The 19,534-nt window shown below is 52.3% G+C and carries 23 protein-coding genes; 2 read left to right on the forward strand and 21 right to left on the reverse strand.

Features of this window, described 5'->3' with window-relative positions:
* Positions 1-96: 96 nt before the first annotated feature.
* Positions 97-2,016, reverse strand: a complete 1,920-nt coding sequence (locus RFF05_RS07130) for a C40 family peptidase (RefSeq protein WP_409969672.1) — start codon at positions 2,014-2,016, stop codon at positions 97-99.
* A 202-nt stretch (positions 2,017-2,218) separates the two neighbouring features.
* Between RFF05_RS07130 and RFF05_RS07135 the strand changes: the two genes are divergently transcribed.
* Complete coding sequence (locus RFF05_RS07135; RefSeq protein ID WP_409969673.1) at positions 2,219-2,842, forward strand: CatA-like O-acetyltransferase; 624 nt, start codon at positions 2,219-2,221, stop codon at positions 2,840-2,842.
* Between the two features lie 63 nt (positions 2,843-2,905).
* Here the strand turns inward: RFF05_RS07135 and RFF05_RS07140 are convergent, their stop codons facing one another.
* On the reverse strand, positions 2,906-5,242 hold the full coding sequence (locus RFF05_RS07140; protein WP_409969674.1) for a VirB4-like conjugal transfer ATPase, CD1110 family: 2,337 nt from the start codon (positions 5,240-5,242) through the stop codon (positions 2,906-2,908).
* Positions 5,235-5,588, reverse strand: a complete 354-nt coding sequence (locus tag RFF05_RS07145) for a PrgI family protein (protein ID WP_409970090.1) — start codon at positions 5,586-5,588, stop codon at positions 5,235-5,237. The genes RFF05_RS07140 and RFF05_RS07145 overlap by 8 nt, the downstream gene beginning before the upstream one ends.
* Before the next feature lie 94 nt (positions 5,589-5,682).
* Here RFF05_RS07145 and RFF05_RS07150 point away from each other — a divergent pair, with 94 nt between their 5' ends.
* A complete protein-coding gene (locus tag RFF05_RS07150) occupies positions 5,683-5,853 on the forward strand; it encodes a hypothetical protein (RefSeq protein ID WP_409969675.1) in 171 nt (56 codons plus the stop codon).
* Here RFF05_RS07150 and RFF05_RS07155 read toward each other — a convergent pair.
* The 18 genes from RFF05_RS07155 to dcm form a co-directional block, all read right to left on the reverse strand.
* Positions 5,850-6,692 (reverse strand): hypothetical protein, encoded by an 843-nt coding sequence (locus RFF05_RS07155; protein ID WP_409969676.1) that lies wholly within the window; start codon positions 6,690-6,692, stop codon positions 5,850-5,852. The genes RFF05_RS07150 and RFF05_RS07155 overlap by 4 nt on opposite strands.
* A gap of 68 nt (positions 6,693-6,760) precedes the next feature.
* Entirely contained in the window at positions 6,761-7,084 is a 324-nt protein-coding gene (locus RFF05_RS07160) for a formate hydrogenlyase (protein ID WP_409969677.1), read from the reverse strand.
* A gap of 24 nt (positions 7,085-7,108) precedes the next feature.
* On the reverse strand, positions 7,109-8,806 hold the full coding sequence (locus tag RFF05_RS07165; protein ID WP_409969678.1) for a VirD4-like conjugal transfer protein, CD1115 family: 1,698 nt from the start codon (positions 8,804-8,806) through the stop codon (positions 7,109-7,111).
* 3 nt (positions 8,807-8,809) lie between these two features.
* A complete protein-coding gene (locus RFF05_RS07170; protein ID WP_409969679.1) occupies positions 8,810-9,481 on the reverse strand; it encodes a PcfB family protein in 672 nt (223 codons plus the stop codon).
* The gene (locus tag RFF05_RS07175) at positions 9,462-10,850 is read right to left on the reverse strand and encodes a relaxase/mobilization nuclease domain-containing protein (RefSeq protein WP_409969680.1); all 1,389 of its coding nucleotides are present in this window, start codon (positions 10,848-10,850) and stop codon (positions 9,462-9,464) included. The genes RFF05_RS07170 and RFF05_RS07175 overlap by 20 nt, the downstream gene beginning before the upstream one ends.
* A complete protein-coding gene (locus RFF05_RS07180; RefSeq protein ID WP_409969681.1) occupies positions 10,850-11,158 on the reverse strand; it encodes a plasmid mobilization protein in 309 nt (102 codons plus the stop codon). The genes RFF05_RS07175 and RFF05_RS07180 overlap by 1 nt, the downstream gene beginning before the upstream one ends.
* Before the next feature lie 405 nt (positions 11,159-11,563).
* Positions 11,564-11,830: a hypothetical protein gene (locus tag RFF05_RS07185; protein WP_409969682.1), complete on the reverse strand. Its 267-nt coding sequence runs from the start codon at positions 11,828-11,830 to the stop codon at positions 11,564-11,566.
* A 72-nt stretch (positions 11,831-11,902) separates the two neighbouring features.
* Complete coding sequence (locus RFF05_RS07190; RefSeq protein ID WP_409969683.1) at positions 11,903-12,628, reverse strand: DNA-methyltransferase; 726 nt, start codon at positions 12,626-12,628, stop codon at positions 11,903-11,905.
* Complete coding sequence (locus RFF05_RS07195; RefSeq protein WP_409969684.1) at positions 12,618-12,857, reverse strand: hypothetical protein; 240 nt, start codon at positions 12,855-12,857, stop codon at positions 12,618-12,620. The genes RFF05_RS07190 and RFF05_RS07195 overlap by 11 nt, the downstream gene beginning before the upstream one ends.
* 12 nt (positions 12,858-12,869) lie before the next feature.
* Positions 12,870-13,634 (reverse strand): hypothetical protein, encoded by a 765-nt coding sequence (locus RFF05_RS07200; protein ID WP_409969685.1) that lies wholly within the window; start codon positions 13,632-13,634, stop codon positions 12,870-12,872.
* Positions 13,631-14,380 (reverse strand): hypothetical protein, encoded by a 750-nt coding sequence (locus tag RFF05_RS07205; RefSeq protein ID WP_409969686.1) that lies wholly within the window; start codon positions 14,378-14,380, stop codon positions 13,631-13,633. The genes RFF05_RS07200 and RFF05_RS07205 overlap by 4 nt, the downstream gene beginning before the upstream one ends.
* 30 nt (positions 14,381-14,410) lie before the next feature.
* Entirely contained in the window at positions 14,411-15,139 is a 729-nt protein-coding gene (locus tag RFF05_RS07210) for a hypothetical protein (protein ID WP_409969687.1), read from the reverse strand.
* The gene (gene metK, locus RFF05_RS07215) at positions 15,136-16,302 is read right to left on the reverse strand and encodes a methionine adenosyltransferase (protein ID WP_409969688.1); all 1,167 of its coding nucleotides are present in this window, start codon (positions 16,300-16,302) and stop codon (positions 15,136-15,138) included. Before metK ends, RFF05_RS07210 begins: the two co-directional genes overlap by 4 nt.
* Positions 16,292-16,681: a DUF3846 domain-containing protein gene (locus RFF05_RS07220; protein ID WP_409969689.1), complete on the reverse strand. Its 390-nt coding sequence runs from the start codon at positions 16,679-16,681 to the stop codon at positions 16,292-16,294. The genes metK and RFF05_RS07220 overlap by 11 nt, the downstream gene beginning before the upstream one ends.
* The gene (locus tag RFF05_RS07225; protein ID WP_409969690.1) at positions 16,671-17,174 is read right to left on the reverse strand and encodes a gamma-glutamylcyclotransferase family protein; all 504 of its coding nucleotides are present in this window, start codon (positions 17,172-17,174) and stop codon (positions 16,671-16,673) included. Before RFF05_RS07225 ends, RFF05_RS07220 begins: the two co-directional genes overlap by 11 nt.
* Positions 17,167-17,439, reverse strand: a complete 273-nt coding sequence (locus RFF05_RS07230) for a hypothetical protein (RefSeq protein ID WP_409969691.1) — start codon at positions 17,437-17,439, stop codon at positions 17,167-17,169. Before RFF05_RS07230 ends, RFF05_RS07225 begins: the two co-directional genes overlap by 8 nt.
* Positions 17,436-18,398 carry an amidoligase family protein gene (locus RFF05_RS07235; protein ID WP_409969692.1) on the reverse strand — a complete coding sequence of 321 codons (963 nt, stop codon included), beginning with the start codon at positions 18,396-18,398 and terminating at the stop codon, positions 17,436-17,438. Before RFF05_RS07235 ends, RFF05_RS07230 begins: the two co-directional genes overlap by 4 nt.
* Positions 18,385-19,518, reverse strand: coding sequence for a DNA (cytosine-5-)-methyltransferase (gene dcm / locus RFF05_RS07240; RefSeq protein ID WP_409969693.1), 1,134 nt, complete (start codon positions 19,516-19,518; stop codon positions 18,385-18,387). Before dcm ends, RFF05_RS07235 begins: the two co-directional genes overlap by 14 nt.
* Positions 19,519-19,534 lie beyond the last annotated feature (16 nt).

Here is a 19,534-nt window from a genome sequence, read left to right on the forward strand (position 1 = left end):
GGTTAAAACTGACAGTACTATAGCCGTAACAACTAATTATTATTATGGGGACTTCAAAGTAAGTGAACAGAAAAGCTATATGCACTAAAAGTTGTTTCATCGAAAGATATCAGCTTGGGTGTAGTAACTATACCACTCCGGCACCCCAACCTCTGCAAAATCTTCCTGCCCCGTAATCACCACGTTGTTATACCCCATGGCGCAATGGATAATGATGGCATCCCCAGCTTCATCCCACCCTGCGAAGATTCCAACATGGCTATCGTCAGCGTAAAACACCAAGTCGCCGGGGATGGCTTCTTCCCATGTGGTGGCGGTGCAGTAGGTGTGCTGCATGATAACGCCACCACCGTGGCCTATGATATATTCGCTGTCGGAGACGTTATAAAACACCCAATCTACAAAACCCGAACAGTCCAGTCCGTAGGGCAGATACATATCACTGGTGGAGTTACCATCAGCGGTGACTTCACGAATTTCACCCCAGTTATCATCCCACCCCAGCACCAGACTTTTACCGCCCCAGAAGTAGGTCACCTTGCCAACCAGAGACAAGGCTTGCTCTATGATGGTCTGTCGTTCTGGGTCTAGGTCGTCTGGCAGATTGGCGAGGATTTCTTGTGCTTCTGCGGTGCCGATGGACAGGCTCTGGGTGGTCTCTAATAGCAAATCACCGTATCCCATCATCTCAGCCAGCACTGTGTTTTGCTCCTCATCGAAGTCGTAGTAGGCACTCATATCACTGGGGATTCTAGGGGTAATGGCGAGGGTCAGAATTGACTCTGTCCACCCTTCCGTGGTGTCGGTGGCCTCGTGGCTGATGGTCTCGCTGGCGGTTTCGATTTTGGTCATATCCCAGAACACTGTGGATAGCAAATCTATCTGATCCGCACCTATGGTGGCCAGCGTCATGGCGTCATCCCCCGTGGTTGCGTAGGCACAAAACACTGCCAATACATCCTCCCACGCAGGAGGACTACCCGAAAAGTTGATGGTGTCATAGCCTGTTTGCAGTTGCTCTAATTCATCGGAAAATTCTTGTATAACGGTGCCCACTGCAACAGATGGTGAGACCGTTTCCTCCTGCGCACTGGGTTCTGCGAAAAAGAAACCCAAGGGGGACACGATGATAATGCCTACCACGCAAATGAGCAGGAGGGCAACGAGGGTCACGCTCCCACCGGCCACCATCAAGGCGATGGTGCTTTTCACCGCTGTCGCTACGGCAATGGCAGCTTCTTTGATGAGAATGGCGGCTTGCTTGATTCCCTTGGCTGCAGCCTTGGCGGACTGTTTGGCCTGTGCTAACCGCTTGCCACCTTCGGCGGTTCGCTTGGCGACCTCTTTGGTGGTAGCAGTAGAGCTGGAGGCTGTTCGCCCAACACTTGCCCCACGTTGCCCCACGGTTGCCTTTGGGCTGGCGGTGGCATTGGCACCCCTCGTCTTTGGCAAATCCCCACGTCGGGGCGACGTTCGCCCCACAGGGTGAGAAGGTGCGGTGGTGTCGGCACGGTGGTGTGTCATCCTTTGCCCAGACTCTACGGGCGTACTTCTCGCTACGGTTTGGCGCTGAGGAACAGTTTGGTCATAAGAGCGTGGTTTAGTGAGAGCGGTGTTGTCTGCACGTTTTGAAGTTATACTTTGCACAGATTTAGCAGGGTCATCTTTTGTCATGGCACGACTCTGCGCCAAGGATTTGCCTTGGGTTTGAGCTGTGGTGGATACAGGCTCATGAACAGAAAAAGAACCATTGGCAGAAGGGGTTTGCGCTCCCTCTGCCAATGGTTTTGTTGTTGGATAATTAGCGTTGTTAGATGCTGTGCTTGGGGTAGGTTGTGCCGTGGACGAGTCCTTGGGCTGTGCTGATTTTCCTTTGGACCTCATCTTATCCACACCACGCTGGACAAGATGATCCCCTTGGTGTATCGCCTTGTCAGTGACATCATCGGCAACGATCTCCACTGCGCTGTCCTGCCCATCGCCCTGCTGGGCGGAGTCACGAAGGTTCCTGCGCAACTTATTTATGGCGAGGTCACGCCCCTGTCTGGAGAGTTCCTTGGGAGCGGCGGTGGTTTTTTCTTTGAGAGTTGTGGGTAGAGTTGGTTTTTCTTTAATGGGTTTAATGGGGATGACCTCCTTTGATGGGTTGTGATTTGACTTTGGATATGGTATTCTGTTTGCAGATAAAAAGAAAATTGCCGATTAAGAGGATAAATTTATGAGTTTTGAATTGATTGATTTTGAAAATTGGGAGAGAAAAGAGTTTTATCATCATTTCTCTACACAAGTAGTTTGCTACTATTCTCTTACTGTGAATATAGATGTAACCCCACTCAAAGACGAACGCTTATATCCAGCAATGCTATTTCTCTTGACCAACGCAGTCAATGAGACAAAAGAATTTCGAACTTCTCTATCAGTGGATGGAGTCGGATATTTCACAGAAATGCACCCATCCTACACCATTTTCAATAAACAAAATAAAAACTTTTCGGTTATCTGGACAGAATATAACACTAATTATAATTCGTTTTTACAAAGTTATCTGCATGATGTGTCATGTTATAAGGACTCTGTTGTATTAGCTCCCAAGGAGGGAAAACCTGAAAACACATTCGATGTCTCTATGCTTCCATGGACCACATTTTCTGCCTTTAACATCAATGTCCAGAATGCTGGAATCTATCTGCTACCCATATTCACAATGGGAAAAACTTTTATCGAACAGGGAAAAACCATGTTGCCTCTGGCAATACAGATTCATCATGCTGCCTGTGATGGGTATCATGTAGGTATGTTTATTAACGGGTTGCAGGAAAAAATAAATCGTTGGGATAAATGAATCATTTCTGCACCGTTCACTTATCATGGAGCGACCAAGCTACACAACTTGGCCGCTCCTTTTTCATCCCTCACCCACCTCGGACAACTTCGTCGTCATCAACTGGTACAACGCACCCTTAGGGAAGCTATCCACAAATGGCACAATGGCACTGCCGCATTTAATCAGCCCTCGTCCTGCGTCTACATTGGTAATGTAGGAGAGCTGGTTGTCGGAAATATTCAGTAGCTTGGACAGCTCCGCTCTATCGGTGGATGCTTGATTCAGCATCACCAGAAACTCGGAGTTTGCCAGCATTGCTCTGGCGGTGTGGGACTGGAGTAAGTCGCCCACGTTCTGGGTCAGCCCTGTACAGCAAGCCCCGTATTTACGGACACGTTTCCACAGGGTGAACAGGAAGTTGGCGCTGAATTCGTGTTGGAACATGAGATAAATCTCGTCGATGTACACCCAAGTGTTGCGCCCCAAGGCACGGTTGTGGAGGATGCGGTTGAAGATGGCATCCATCACCACCAGCATTCCCACAGGGAGAAGTTGCTTGCCTAAATCCCGAATGTCGTAGCATAAAATCCGTGACTGCACATCCACGTTGGTGGGCTGGGCGAAGGTGTTGAGACTGCCTTGGGTGAACAATTCGATGGCAAGAGCCACGTCCCTTGCTTCGCTCTCCTCCTGCAAGAGCAGTTCTGCGTGGAAGTCTTGAAGCGTTGGGACGTTACCAGTGTAACCGCCCTTGATGTAATCGTGGTAGACCTTGGCGGTACAGCGGTCAATGATGGATTTTTCCTTGGCGGACAGCTTGCCAGCCCCCACCAACTGTTCGCACAAAGACAGGAGAAATTCAGACTTTAGCACCACGGGATTTTCCCCATCGCCGTAGCCCTGCTCCATGTCCATGGCATTGATGTGGTTGCTGGACGTGGCGGAGATATGCACCACCTCGCCACCCAGCCCCTCCACAATGGGGCGGTACTCGGCCTCTGGGTCTAGGACGATGATGTCGTCCTCGGTGGACAGTGCCAGACTTGCCAGCTCACGCTTGGCGGTGAAGCTTTTGCCTGAACCAGAGACACCAAGCGCAAAGCCGTTGCCATTCAAAAGTTCACGACGATTGGCAAGAATGAGGTTCTTGGAAATCACGTTCTGCCCATAGTAGATGCCGTTTTGGTGACGAACCTCCTGCGCCTTAAAGGGCATGAGAACGGCAGTGGCTTCGGTGGTGAGGGTACGGAGGGCATCAATTTTCCTCAATCCCAAGGGCAGGACGGTGGTCAGACCCTCGTGCTGTTGCCAGTTGAGGGTGGAGAGCTGACACAGGTGCTTTCGAGCCAATGAATGAAGGGCTTCAGTGTCGCTGTCCAGTTCCTCCTTGGTGTCGGCAAGATGAACGAGGGTCACCAGTCCGAACAGCATCCGCTGGTCACGGGTGGTGAGGTCGTCCAGCATCTCACGGGTCTCTTTGCGCTGTTGCTCCAAGTCGTAGGGTACCACAGCAGAGAAGTTATTGTTCTGATTCTGCTTTCGTTGCCAGTTGGTCACGTTGGTCTCCACACCCAACAGGCGGTTTTGCATCTCTCGCACCGCTTCGTCGGTGGGGACTGGGATGATGTCCATGGACAGCGCCATGGTGCGGTTCAGCGAGGTCAACTCTTGAATCATGCTGTCTTTGATGTAGCTGGCGTACTCACGAAGGAACAGCACTCGCCCGAACTTCTCGCCCATCACAAAGTGATCCTTCTTGAACTCCAAGGAGCTGGGGCAGATGGCATCTTTGAAAGAGCGCCCCTTTTTCATACTGGTTTTCAAGTCGAAGGTGAAGACTTCTGTTTCCCCAGTGCGGTAAAAATTGTGGAGAATTTCCAACCGCTCCACGGCATCCAGTTCGGCGCCACGGGAGTCAAGCTGATTTAAGCGAGACAGCACCTCTTGGCTCACTCGGTCAAAGAAGGTGCGAGCCTCCTCGGTGCTACGGCGATGGGCAGACAGGGTGATGTAGCGATCCTGCACCACCAGACCGTCACCGCCCACCACCTTGTCAGTGAGAATGTGGTTGTACTCATTGCGGAGATAGTCCAGACCATCCCCCTTGTCGGGCAGGAGGACACCTTCGCCAAACTGCTGACGGCTCACCTTGCGATTGATGATGGTGACCTTGGTGGCAGAGCCAGTGTCGAGGGCATTGAGCAGTTCCGAGTAGCCGAGGAACATGGCGGTTTTGTCCTCTTTGGAAGCGATGGCGTAGTTGATGTCGGTGAAGCGAATGGTCTTGGAATATTTGCTCCCAAACTGAAACATCCCATCGGGCCAGATGCGACTGATAGGGATGGCATCTTGAACGGACTTGGGGATGGGGGTGGACTCCCTGTCCTGCTTCAGCGCCAGTTGTAGCGTTTTAATCAAGGGTTAGCACCTCCTTCATAGCAGATTGTGCCATTACTTTGGCATAGAGATTGTCGCTCTTAAATGTGAGACGACTGGGCAGGAGCAGTTCCGAGCGAATGACCGCCACCACAAATTGCTCCAGTGTCATGCAGTTATATTGAAAAAATCCACCCAGCGCAAAGGGAAAGGCACACAGGACACAGACCCATCCCACCTCGCTTGTGCCTAGCCACTGGCCTATGGTGAAATAGACTCCCACCGCTACCAAAATTGCCAACGCAGAGAAGATGCACTGGCGCAGGGATAGCCCGAAAAAGATGCCCTCTTGGTAGTTGCGGACTTCTTTGTTGATACGAATTTCTATGAAAATCACCTCGTTTTATTTCCCCAGACAGAGCCTTGCAATGTCTAGTATTGTATGGTAACATAGCGAAAATCTCAACTAGGAGGTATTCGCTATGACTATGATTTTAATGGGTATGATTGGACTATTGGTGCTTGGCACCATCGCTGGCAAGGTGCTGTCCTGTCTAGCAGACCGACGTGCCGAAGCCATCTTCATGCAACGAGTCCGTGAGTCCAAGGCAAACGGTAGTTATCTGGTGTCCACCTATGGGCTGTACGATTAAAGCCCTAGTAATTCCTTCACAATCCTATCGCTCATCTTCACGCAACCCACCAGCACTAGCATATTGAAAATCAGCTCGCCAATATAGAGCCAGACGATGGTTGCAACGGCATAGCTGCTATCTGCCAAGGCTGGGGTGGTGGATGCAAATGCGGAAAAAATGATACAGGCCAGCACAATAATACAGCCCTCCAGACAGATGGCGGCATAGCTTTTCAAGAAGGCTACACCCATACTGCTGGAGGGCTGTCCTGCGAAGCTGGCTAGTGGCAAGGGTGCGATTGCCGTTGCCATATAGAGCTTGAAAAATCGGGAATACACGGTGAGAATGAGTATCATAGACATGACCCAAATAAACACCGAACCCAACAAGGTCACAAGCCACAGTGGGATGCTCTCTAGCAATCCTACGCTTTCAATGGCGGTGACCATTTCATCTGGCAAGGTGGTGGCGGTCATGGAGGTCATGCCAGATGCCGACATGATGGTGGACACCGCCCCTTGGACGATGGAGATAATCGCCATCAAGATTTCAAGCCCCCAGCTGACGGCGGCCTGTGCCAATACGAAGCGTACCAACACCTTCACCGCCACCTCTGGGCGTTTCACATCTGTAAAATTGCCACAGGTTTTCACCACGCCCATGACGAAAAACAGCACCAATAAGCCGTAGGCGATGGCTTGGAGTGCCCCGTGGATGTTCAGCATCACATCCCAGATATCACCGTCTTTGAACTCTGTGGGTGAGGTGGACACCAACGTCCACACCTCGCTCATGCGGTCATTCCAAGTTTCTAGGGCGGAGTTGAGATTGTCTACCACCCAGTTTCCAGAGCCCATACGCTATCCCTCCTCTCTGGGGCGAGCCACAAATAGGCTCGCCCCTTATTTTCGTGTTCATCAATGGCTCAACCAGTGATGAGAGTGAGGATTTCCTCGGTGAAGGTGATGATGATACCACCCACCAAGGTCAGCATACCGTTGGCTTTCTGACTGGGGTCGTGGGACTTGAAGGACAAGCCCACCTGCAGGATGCCGAAGGCCAGAAGGATAAGACCGATGGCACGGATGAGGGAAAAGATAAAGTCGGAGAGGTTGTCAATGACCGTGAGAGGGTCGGTTTCGGTGGCGAAGGCAGGGACGGTGGTGACTGCCACAATGAGCACCACGGTGATGATGATGGACAGCAGTCGCTTGGCATTGAATTTGGGCTGATTGAGGGAATTTTTCATGTTGATTGTCTCCATTTCTTGTTTTTAGATTGGTTCAAACAGGGGTTGACCCTCCTGTCGATCCTCGATTTGAGTTACCTTGTGGATGTAGGGTTTGCCACCACCATCTACCGTTTGGGAGATGGCAGGGTGGCGCATCAGGTCATACTTCAAATCCAGAACAGGCTTGGCACCACGGATGAAGAGGATGGCGTAGCGGTTGTCCAGCATACGCACCTCGTCTGGGGTCAGCAGCTCTCGCCCTGAGATTTGGAAGTTGGTTGACCATGAGCCAGACTTCCCCTTGCTTTCACCGTGGGTCTTGGTGTCGATGGTGGACTTGCCCAAGGACTCAGAGATGTACTTGTGGGTGCTGGCTTCGTTGCCACCGAGATACAGCAGGGTGTCCGAGTTGCCGGGGATGGTCTCCCAACTGTCCTTGTACAGTTCCTTAATCTGCGCCATGTTCTGAATGATGGTGCTGGCGGAAATATTACGACTGCGCATGGTGGCAAGCTCACGGGTAAAACCGGGCAAAGGCATGGCGGCAAATTCGTCTAACACAAAGTGGACGTGACAGGGCAAAGGGCCGTGATGGACTTGGTCCGCTGAGTAGTAGAGGGTCTGGAATGCTTGGGAGTAGAGTAGCGACACCAGAAAATTGTAGGTATCGCTGTTGTCTGGAATGACAGCATAGAGGGCGCACTTCCGTTCTCCCAAAGTGTTGAGGTCCATATCATCGTGGTCGGTGATGGCTTGAATCTGTGGCAGATTGAAGGGGGCCAATCGCACGGCGGCGCTGACCAGAATGGATTTCGCCGTCTTGCCAGCAGCAAGGGTGAACACTCGGTATTGTCGCAATGCCACGCTGTTGGGGCGCTCCTTGGCGATGGAGTCAAAGAGCAAGTCCAATGGAGAGACGTGTTCTTCGTCGTCCTCCTTCACCTCGGCAAATTCCAAGATGCGAAGGACGGTGGAAAAGTTCTGCTCACTGGGCGGTGCTTCCTCAAATAGCAAGAGGATGATGGCTTGGAGCAATGCCGTTTCCGCTTTCGTCCAGAAGGGGTCAGAGTCACGACTTCCCTTGGGGGTGGTTGCGTGGATGAGGTTGTTCACCAACTGGAGGGCATCCTTCTCGTCTCGTAGATAGCAGAAGGGATTGTACCCATCGGACTGGGCGAGGTTCACAAGGTTTAGCACTCGGATGTCGTAGCCTTGGGATTTGAGGTATCCACCTGTTTTCAAAAGCACCTCCGCTTTGGGGTCGGTGACCACGAAGTTTGTGTTGGCCTCTAGGATGTTGGGCAGCACATAGCCACGGGTTTTGGATGCGCCAGAACCGCCAATGACAAGCACATTGAGACTGCGACGGTGCTTGTAGGGGTCTAGCCCCAGTGAGACGTTCTGGGTCAGCAGTTTGTTTTTCTTCTGAGCAAACATGGCATTCACCTGTTTGGGGATGCCCCAAGTGGCGGAGCCATGCTCTGCACCCAGTCGCTTTCGTCGCTGACTGTCCTCGTACAGTGTCAGCCCTACAAAATAGCAAAACAGCCCCACCACCATTGTGATGAGGCTGTTGTCCGTCCATTGGATGGCGAAGGGGTTTTGCAGATTGGCTGTGAGGGCGACCATGATGTCTAGGAGGTTTCCACCCAGCGACTGCGCCACCAATAGAGACAGCCAAATCACAGGGATGGTCATTGCCCATTTGAGGGCAGGGCTTAACTCTGTCTGAGGGTTCATACATCACCTATCCTTTGGTTTTGCCTTGGTGGGTAGCTTCTGGGGTGCCTTTCGTTTCTCTCTGGCCTGTCGCTCACGAATGGCTCTCAGTCGGCTGACGATGGAGGGATACTCATGGGTCGTCTGGGTCCGTTGGGCCGCCTTGTCTTTGGTTGAGGTATTTAAGTTGACTCTGGTATCGGCTGAGTCGGGTGAGGGCGGATGCTCTCCCTCTGGGCGGCCTTGGGTAAAAGTTTCGTCACGCTCTGGATTGGAACGCTGATGGGTTGGTGCAGTCGGCTCCTCCTGCACCAAGGGATTGTCCTTCACATCGTGGTATTGGATGCGATTGAAAATATGGTTGGCCCTGTCCAGCTCTGTCACTGGCATCACCAAATCCACCGCACCGGTCGCCTTGTCTTTGATGGCTGAATAGAGGATTTTCTGGCCTTTGGCTTGTCGCTGAAACTGCTTATACTGCTGGGCATCCATGGGGAACACACGGATGTCACGGGTCTGGCGAAGTATCTTCGCCATGTTCACTTTGCCGTGGAGGGTTTTATTTTGCTTGGCAAGTGCCACGGACAATGCGATTAAGTTTTTGAGGGCAGATGCCCCCAGTCGGATGGTGACTTCACTGCCTGTGAGCATCATGCGCACCATCTGGTCGGCTGCTTCACCGCCTCCTGTTGTCATGGCTTTTCACCTCTCTTTCGGTCTCGATTTGTTGTAGCTCTCGCTGAATGCGAGGGGTATTTTCTTCGATAGCCTTGCACATGGCAAGGATTTTTCTGGTCTCACGGATGTCTCGGTTGATATCCGCAAGCTGGCTGTATAGGGATTGTTTTTCTTGGATGAGTTGCTCTGTGGGAATACCGCTAGACTCCAGCAATACCACCGCTTGGCGGTATCGCTCCGTTTCCTGTTCCATGCCCTGCAAGGTTTGGGCAGGGGCTAGGGACTCCACATCGGTGAGGGCGGCGAACAGATCTGCTCGTCGTTTCTTTTGCACATTGAGGATGGTGCGGTGTTTGGTCTGCTTGGCGAGGGTTTCTTCCGTACTTGCCATGAACAACCCCATCTCCTCCTTGGTAGTGATGTTGTGGTCACGGAGGAAGGCGAACTGCTCCCGATAGCGTTCAAACTCCATGATGGATGCTTTCAGCGTTGGGGTCATCTTGGGCGGATACTGTTGCTTTTCAATCTTGCCTAGCACATAGAGGTAGTGGACATAGAGGGCAAGAAAGCCCTTGTATTTGGGGCGCTTCTGGTAGGGCACATAGGGCGGGCGTTGGATGGTGACAGGTTTTCGCCCCTGCTCCACCTCCACCCAGTTGCCCTCGATGGTGGCACGGATGCCCTCCTCGGTGTACTGGGGATTGCGCCGTCCTAGCTTTTGAAATCTATCCTGCCCACGAAGTCGGAACCCGATGTTCTGCCCATGCTTTACCTCGTAACCCATGTGCTCCATGAGCATGAGGAAGTTGCCAAAGTCCACGGCATCTGCCATGGCGGTTTGGAGGTCAGCTTCCAGCATGGAGCGAAAGGTGGGTTGCCCTTTGGATCGGCGTAGCCATTCGATGTAGGACATGGCTTTGGTGGAGGTACTATCCTCAATAACGGACAGCCCATGTTCACGGCAAAGGCGGTCGGAGATGGTGCGGATTTGATGATAATAATTGCGGTAGGAGCTGTGGTATTTCTCCCCAGTCTCCATGTTCACCGAGTTGAACACGATGTGTGAATGGATATGCCCCTTGTCTACATGGGTGCCAATGACCGCTTGGTAGTTGGGTAAATGCTCCTGCACAAATTCTTTGGCAATCTCCAATGCCACCTCTGGTGTGACCTCACCCACGGCGAAGGACTGAATGATATGGTAGCATTGACGACCTGTTGTTTTATTGAATTGTGCCTTGGTGTCCATCATCTGCTGATGCTCAAAGTCTGGGTCACAGTTGTGCCTGTAGGTGAGAATGTAATCGTCGGTTTTGTCGCCGTTGAGGGCATAGTCGATGGCTTGCTTCAGATTGCTATTACGAGATTTAATCTTGGTGATTGCCATTATGGTTTCCCGATTTCATACATAAGGCGGTAGACCTGTTCCATCAGATAGCGACTCTGGGCAATATCCTCCACAGTTGCCGTGTTGGTGTTCACCCCACGGGCGATTTGGTTTATGTTGTTGCCGATTTTGTGAACTTCGGTGCGGAGGGCTTTGATTTCTCCAGAGGGGCGTCCTTTTATTTCATGTCCCATAATAAGCCGTCGCAGATAGGCTGTCTTACTCAGCCCTGCCAGCGTTGCATTCCGCACAAGCTGTTCTTGCTCACTGGGGGAGAGACGGATACAAAATTCGTATTTTTTACTCACGGGTACTCCTCTCTATCCAAGGTTTTCCGCCCGAAGGCGGCATAGGGGTCAGGGGTTTCCCCTGCAGGCGGCAAAAAGATATCATTTTGCGATGCTTGCAAAGAAACCGCCCACGGGCGGTGCGTATTTGGGGGACGATAAGCGGTTGATTGATTGACATTTCCTATGGGCTTCCAAAGAAAAAGAACGCCAGACCCCTTCTAAAAAGAAGAAATCTGGCGCTCTATACAAGGGGTTACATTGAACCCCTTGCTTGTGGGTTCGGCAGAACAAGGGTGTCACATTGAACCCCTTGTTTTGGCCTGTATCATAGTGTGATACAGACCTCTTAATAGACAACAGATAGCTTGCTACCGTTGGCACCAGCATAGGCTTTTTTCCGTTGCTGGCAGTTGGTAAAGTCTATCATGATATCACCTCACGCTCTATCCGCAAATACGTCTCACGCAGATACCATGCTTGCTCAGTGCTAATGGTTTGGTTCACCTCTGCGGAGTTGATATCCGCTTGAAGGCTGCAGTAATAGCAGTCCCAACGCAAATCCTCGATGTTGTTATCCAGTCGTTCCCAACAAGCTTTCATAGCTTGGAGGCTTTCCTCTAAATAAGGAGGCAAGCCGCATTCTAGATAGGTACTATCTGTAGGTTTTCCTGTGTTTGGGTCAAAGGTCATGTGACTGCCCCCTTTCATGTGTTTTGTACTTATTTTCCTTTAGTATATCCGATTTTCCAAGGAAAGTAAACCTTAACTTTCCTCGCTCAGCCCCTGCTCAATCCGATCCCTAGCAATCTGTGCATAAGTTTCGGACAGTTCGATGCCTGTGGCTTCATAGCCCTCCAGCACAGCACTGAGGATGGTGGTGCCAGAGCCTGCAAAGGGGTCGAGAATATGACCGCCAGCTTCGGTGATTTTCACCACGTCACGCATCAGCTGCAGGGGCTTTTCGGTCAGGTGGATACGCTTCTGAGGATTGCCATACTTGAACACGCCGGGCAGACAAGGGACAGGTCGGCTGATGGGCATATCACCGTTGGAGCCCCAGACAATGTACTCGCTCTGCTGGCGGAACCGCCCCTTCTGGGGACGGCTGTTGCCCTTGTCCCACACAGCAGTGCCACGCCAAATCCACCCTGCCCACTGGAGGGCATCGGTGGCAGCAGGGAGCTGTCGCCAGTCGATGAACATACAAACAGGCGCGCCGGGCTTGGATGCTCGACGAGCCTCCGCAAGCCACTCGGCACACCAACGAGTCCAAGACCGCTGATCCTTGGCGTCCCCATCAAAGGCAGGAGGGGCATTGGTGCCCATGTTGGAATATTTAGAAGCCGTGGAACGGTTCTTCTCACTCTGGGTGCGCCCACCCGATGCGTAGGGAGGGTCGGTGATGACGGCATCAAAGGTGCCGTTGGGGAAGGACTGTAAAATGGTGAGGGCATCGCCCTGCAGGATGTTCCAGTTGTTATCGCTCATGTGTGTTTCTCGCTTTCTTTGGTTTAGATTTTGGGGTTAGTTCGGTTTCGACGTACTCGCTGATGATGCCAAGGGCTTTGTAGTAATCGCCACTGGCTTTGACACGCTCATGCATCTCGGACACTTGGTGCCCTAGCCCTGCCTGTCGCAGTGCTTGCCCTGCTCGCCCCAAGATGAAGAAGATGTTTCCATCCTCTCCAATGAGGTTCATTTTTGGTTTCTGACTCATGAAAGTCCTCCTTTATCGGCTAGGTTGTCGAGGGTGAACAGGTCTGCTCCTCGGCACCTCCGTCTGGTCAGTGTAGATGGGGATGCCCTGCTTTTCCGCATGGTGGATTTCAGCCCACATCCCGTCCGTCCACTCCGCACCATAGACATGGATTGCTTGGCAGGACTCCACCAGCTTTAGCCCTAAGTGACGAGCCTGTTCATCTTCAATCTCGTTTTCGGGGTCTGCAATGGGTGGGAACATAAGGTGAGGACAGACAGGAATATCACCATCGAGGAACACCTCTTTGGCTTTCTCCGTGGCAAAGGCGATGTTTTTCTCCACATCACCACGGAGGGGTGCGCAGATGTAGATTAGCTTGGGAGCGTTCTGTTTCTGTTCCTGTTCCTTGGGTCGCCACACAGACACGAAGGTGCCAACTGCTTCACCCATGGTGCGATAATCGTCAGAGGTTGGCTTGTAGGAATACCAGTTCGGTTTACCATCCGTATCCCAAATATGTGGGGTGATGCCGTTGGGGTAGGAAGGGGTTTTCTTTTGCCCCAACAACTCCTTCAACTTCAATCGGATGAGGTCTACTTTCCCCTCGCTAGGGCTGAGGATTTCCACATGAAGGGTATCGTATTGGGTGGAAATTTCAGAAGTGCGAAACTCTACTTTGACACGCAGTTTGTCGTCCAGTCGCCCCAGACAGGAGCGACCTGTAAAGTGCGGATTGGGGATGATGCGCCCATCCCCAAACATCTTGCGCAGTTCTTCTTGAAAAAAGTTTGTCATCGCTCCTGTCCTTTCTTCTTTTTGGGCGGTGCCACCGGTTCGCTTGGCTCGTGATATTCATAGGTGCGCCCATCTTTAGACAGGGACAGCCCATAATCTGCGAGGTCAAAACCACGGATGTCAGCCGCCATTTCATAGGCTTCCTTAGTGCCACCTTCGGGGACGTCGATATCAATCATCTCACCATTTTCATAGACACAGGTGCCCACGTTGTAGCCGATATTCTCATCTGCCCAACGGTGGGTGATTTTCTGGTCTGAATAGACTTCAGATAGTCTTTTGATAATCGGGATGGGGGCAGACCAAGCAGTGGAGAACTCAATCTTCTTGGAACCTTCCACCAGAGGAACAGGATAGTAGGCGTTCCACTTGGTGCCCCAATTTGCAAGTGCCCAGTTATACCATGTGGCGTGCCCATGGTTCTGCTGATTTTCATAGGCCCGTTTGCCCAGTTCCCAAACAGCAGGGAGCCGATTTTGCACGGCTCGCCACTTATCAACGTGCGCCATTCGCTGTGCCGCAGACAGGTCACGACTTTTGGCGCTTTCCTTCATGAATTTGGTGTACAGCGTAAGCCCTTCTTTTGTTTGGGAGCTTTCTTGGATTTCAAGGGAAAGTGGCATAGGTTCTAGCTTGTGAAAGTCGAAACTACCAAGCACCGCACCATCCTGCCGCATGGACTGTGCCACGGCATAGAGGGTGGCGGTATTCTCGAACATAATCTGGTTTGTGATGTGATTTGGCATGAGTACCTCCTCATTTTAATTTTGGCAGGATTAGCGTTCCTGCCCTTTCTTCTTTTTGGGTGTGCCACCTTTGACGTGGTGTTCTTCGATGGGCAATCGGCTGCCGTGGTAATTGCGCTCCTGCTGGTCTCGCATATGGGGGGCGGTACCCCAGCGGTAGCTGATATGGGCGTGGGGATATTTCTCTGCCAACATTCCCACCAGTGCCATCACATGGCTAGGCTCGGTCTGAAATTCCACGGTATATCTGCCATCCTTGTGGGCGGTCAGCTTGATATGGTTGTGGGATGGACGACCTTGGAGCAATTCATCAGCGAAGTTGAACACCTCCGAGGCAGGGGCGAGGTCATCAAAGGTGACTTTGTGCAGAGTGGGCGGCGCATAGACATCTTGCACCTTCTCCTGTAGCCCTTGGGCGATGCTCTGGTACTGCTCTGGCGTGGGTGCCCGACGAGGCCAGTTGGGAAGTGGCTGCCCAGAAAGAGGAAAGCCAATCTTTCCTGCGCCGAAGGTGTCCTTTAATGTGGGGACTTCGGAAAACTGAAGCTGTGCTTCTTGGGGCAGTCGGAAGCCCTTGCGAATGACCTGTGCCTTTAATCCATAGGCAAGCTGTTGGTTGACGTCCAACAAAAATTCAGCCACAATCTCAACCTCTGGGGTCACCTTGGCTCGGCATTTATGCCCCTCAAATTGTACATCGGTGAAATAGGGGTTGCCCTCAAAGATGCTTCGCAGTTCATCTTCATAGTAACTTTTCATGCACACCACTCCTTACCGTCCAGAGGTGCCACGCTCTTTTTTGAAGCAATATTCAGCCACAATATCCCCAAGTCGGTCTGCTCCCAAGGGGCATCTTCGTGGGTGAAGTGACCGTAGTTGCAGAACTGGGCGAAGATGGGGTGATCCAGCTTGAGGGTTTCCATCATGCCGTCGGGGGTCAGGTCAAAGAGCGCACGGACAGCGCGCTCCAGCAGATGCTCGGAATACTTGCCAGTGCCGTGGGTGTCGATGTCCACCGCCACAGGCTCTGCCTTGCCGATGGCGTAGGCCAGCGTGACAGTGCAACGATCTGCCAGTCGCCCTGCCACCAGATTTTTGGCGATGTATCGTGCCATATAAGCGCCACTGCGGTCAACCTTGGTACCGTCCTTACCAGACAGAGCACCGCCACCGTGAGGGGCAAGACCGCCGTAGGTATCCACCATCAGCTTGCGACCAGTGAGCCCAGTGTCCGCTTCAAAGCCACCCTCCACAAATCGCCCAGATGGATTGATGAGAATTTGGGTGCGTGCATCCATTGGCACCTCCCAGATGGAGGGTTCAATCACATCTTCACGAAGGGTGTTGCACAGCTCATGGAAATCCACATCCTCATCATGCTGGCAGGAAAGGACGATTGCAGACACTCGTACAGGCTGGTCGCCATGATACTCCACAGACACCTGTGCCTTGCCATCGGGTCGCAGACCATCAATGTAGCCATGGACACGGCTCAGCGTCAGTGCCTTGGTGAGACGGTGGGCAAGCACCACAGGCAGGGGCAACAGCTCGGCGGTTTCATTACAAGCGTAGCCATACATGATGCCCTGATCTCCTGCGCCCGTCTCATTGCGTTTGGAGACAGCACCTGCGATGTCTCGGCTCTGATTGTGGGTCAGTACCTCAATCTCATACTGCACAGCACCATACCCAGTTTCGCAGACAGTTTTGGAAATAATGGCAGGGATATCGGGCAGTTCCTTGGTGGTAATTTCGCCAGCTACCACGATTTTGCCAGCAGTGGCAAGGGTTTCGCAGGCCACTCGTGCGTGGGGGTCGCTCTGTAGACAGGCATCCAGTACGCTGTCCGAAATGGTGTCGCACAGCTTGTCGGGATGCCCTTCAGTGACCGACTCGGCGGTCAAAATGTAGTTATCTCTCATGATGTTTTGCTCCTTTGTGATTGGTTTTGGGTTCTTTTGGAATGGCAACGATCCACCCCTTGGCAAAGTGGCTAGAGAACTTCTCCTGCTGTTCTGGGGTGAGGGACACAAAGTCCTCCTCTCCCAGTCCTACGACCAAGAAGGTGCCACAAATCATGTCATAGGCGTTGCCAGACTCGTCGTGCAAAAAGCGGTTGGGGGGCAAGCCAATCAGCTTACCCTCTCCGTGGGTCACAACTGCCACAGCATCTTCAAAAGGATAGACAGCGTCGAATGCGCCACCCACCTCTTTCTGCATGGCTTTATAATCAACGTCAATTTCCTTGGTGTAGGGTTTGGCGAGGGGCTCTACCACCAGTACCGTCATTTTATCGCTCATGATGTTGACCTCCTTTTTTCTTTTGAATAGGTTGGGTGCGCTCCATCTCAGCCACCTCTTTTTTACAATGCTCCACAGCGGCGTTCAGGGCTTCGGTGGGCATTTCATTTGCCAGATAGCCCTGCAGAATGCCGTCATAGTAGTGGGCCGTGGGCATGGTGGGGACTTTGGTATGCTCGTCCGTCATGACGTATGTCATCACGGGGACTTTCGCCCCAGACAGACTTTTCACCCACACAGCTTGCTTGTCATAGAAACGGGGGTAGCCCTCGTAGCCATCCAGCGATGCCACACACTGAGGGGTCAACTTCCAGATGAGACCCTGCACCTGTGCGCCCTCTTTAGGGGCGATGGTGGCAAAGCCACCTCTGCGGAACAGCAGCTCATAGCCGTCCAAAGTCACCGCCATCCGTGGCTCGGCATTGGGGCAACGGTACGCCATCTGGTCTAGGTTGATGTTGCTACCGTAGGCGAAGTAGTAGATATTAGACATCGTTTTCCTCCATAAATCGCAAGGCACCGATGCCCTCTAAGCGACGGAACATGGCAACGGCCTGTGTCTCCAAATCGCCTTTTGGAATGGGGCATTCCTGCCCCACAAAGCGGATGTAATTGGCTTGCAACTGCCAGAGGTAGGTTTCGTCGTCGGGGTACTCCGTGGGATCAAACTGCAACCCTCGCATCTGCCCCAAAATCTCTACGGCGGTGCCGTAGAAGTGGTTGTTGTCAACTTGAATGTGCATGGATTTTTTCATCATCGTTCCTCCGATTTGTTTTTGGTTTTCTTTTTATTTGCATCGTAATTGCTTTTGTCATATCGCCACGCTCTGTCTCCGTCGAGGTGTTCTAGAAGGTGGTTGCGTGTGTTCTTAAATTCATCGCCGTTCAGCCCCAGTCGCACCAACCAGACTCGGAAGGTGAAGGCTTCGTTTTCACTCTGGGTTTTCCGCATGACGGTAGACCGCTGGGCGATGGCTTGGGCGGAGATGGCGAGGCAGAGATTGACGTAGGCCGCCACCTTGCCAGCATGGAGGGTGGAGTTGAAGCACCGCCATTCCACTGTGCCACGGAAGAAGATAGAATGTAAATTTAACGCATAATAGCGAGTATGGTTGTAATGCTCATGACTTCCGTTGTTGCCCTCGTACCACACACTTTCTAGCTGTGTGAGGTTCTTGGTCTCATCCGAAGATAGCTTGCGCGCCTGCACCAGCATGGGTTCTCGCACCTTCTGGCACCAACGTGAAGCCCTGCCCTCGTTGACCTGTAAGGCTTTGAAGAGAATATCCTCTTTTGAATACATCAGCCCAATGAGGTTTTTAAGTGACTGGCGGTTGTGGTTGGCACCATCCACATGGACATGGATGCCACAGGAAGAATTCACTTTGCCACCAGCTCTGCGGAGTTGTCTGACACACTCCTGCATGATGGGCAGTTTGTCATAAGTCAGCTTTGGGGTGACGAATTCCACTTTGAACGCATTGACATCCGTGGCTACATAGCCAGTCTCTGTCTTGCGTTCAGCACGGATGCTGCTATCGTACATGATGGTCCACTTCTCCCCATGTTCATCAGGGATTTCCCACTTGTCATACACACCACCCACATGGATGGGCGTGGTGCCGAAGTATTCCCCCAGCGTCTTGGCGGCTTGCTCACGGGTAATGCCTGTCAGCTCCACCTCTACGCCGAAGCACTGGTCTTTAATTCCTACCATAGACTTCCTCCCAAGTGGTGCGGATGTTGCGCCCAATGGCTTCAATCACGTTCACCGTCACGCTGTTACCAGCTTGTTTGTAGACCTGTGTGTCCGACTGGATGGCGAGGATTTTGTCAATCTGGCTTTCCTCAAACCCCTGCAGTCGCAGACATTCACGGGGCATAAGGCGGCGGATACGACCACCGCCCTGTACCACTCCTTGGGTGCTACTGCCAGTGTCGAGGGTGTGGGCAATGTCCTTGCCCACTCTGCCACGTCGGGTGTTGCTTCCTGCGTAGCCCAAGTTCACAGAGTCACCGGGCAGGGCATTTTTATAGCCTTTCTTGGTAGCTTCTTTGATGGGCAGTGGCTCAACCAACACAGCGTTCTGAGTGGCATTTCGGTTGATACCACGGAATGCCTTGGTAGTGAGGGTGGTGGCGGTATCCTTGGGCTGGGTCAACCCCTCACGGCGATTGATACCCACCAGATAAAAGCCTGTTTTTCCACCCATACCACCAGAGCTACAAGTCTGGGTACAGGCTACGCCGTCGGGGTCGTAGACTCGGTTGCCCTGCCGACCTGCGACGAGTTGTACAAGAGCTTTGCCACCTGTGCCGAAGACAGGAAGTATTTTTCCGGCGCATCGGGAATCAAGATAGCAGATAAGGAACACCCGCTTTCTTGACTGGGGCACTCCAAAATGTTTGCTGTTAAGCACTGTCCATTCCACATGATACCCCAAGTCCGATAGCGCATTGAGGATGGTAGTAAACGTGCGGCCTTGGTCATGCGATAGCAATCCGGGAACATTTTCGAGCAGCAGAAATGGAGGTCGTTTGGCTTTAACCACACGGGCAATTTCAAAGAACAGAGTGCCTCTGGCATCTTCGAAGCCCTGTCGTTTACCAGCTTGAGAAAAGGCTTGGCAGGGGAATCCTCCACAGAGCAGGTCAAAGTCTGGGAGTTCATTGGGGTCGATTTGTCGTGCATCTGGGTAATATCGCTCACCCTCCTTTATGTCATGGATTGCGGTATAGCTTGCGTGGGCATACTTGTCAATTTCGCAGTGGCCCACACACTGGAAATCACCTACACGGGTTAGGCCAGAGCGAAAGCCGCCTATCCCTGCGAACATATCAAAATAACGTATC

Origin of the sequence: Bengtsoniella intestinalis (assembly GCF_039719005.1) — a bacterium.
GTDB classification, from domain to species: domain Bacteria; phylum Bacillota; class Clostridia; order Oscillospirales; family Oscillospiraceae; genus Oscillibacter; species Oscillibacter intestinalis.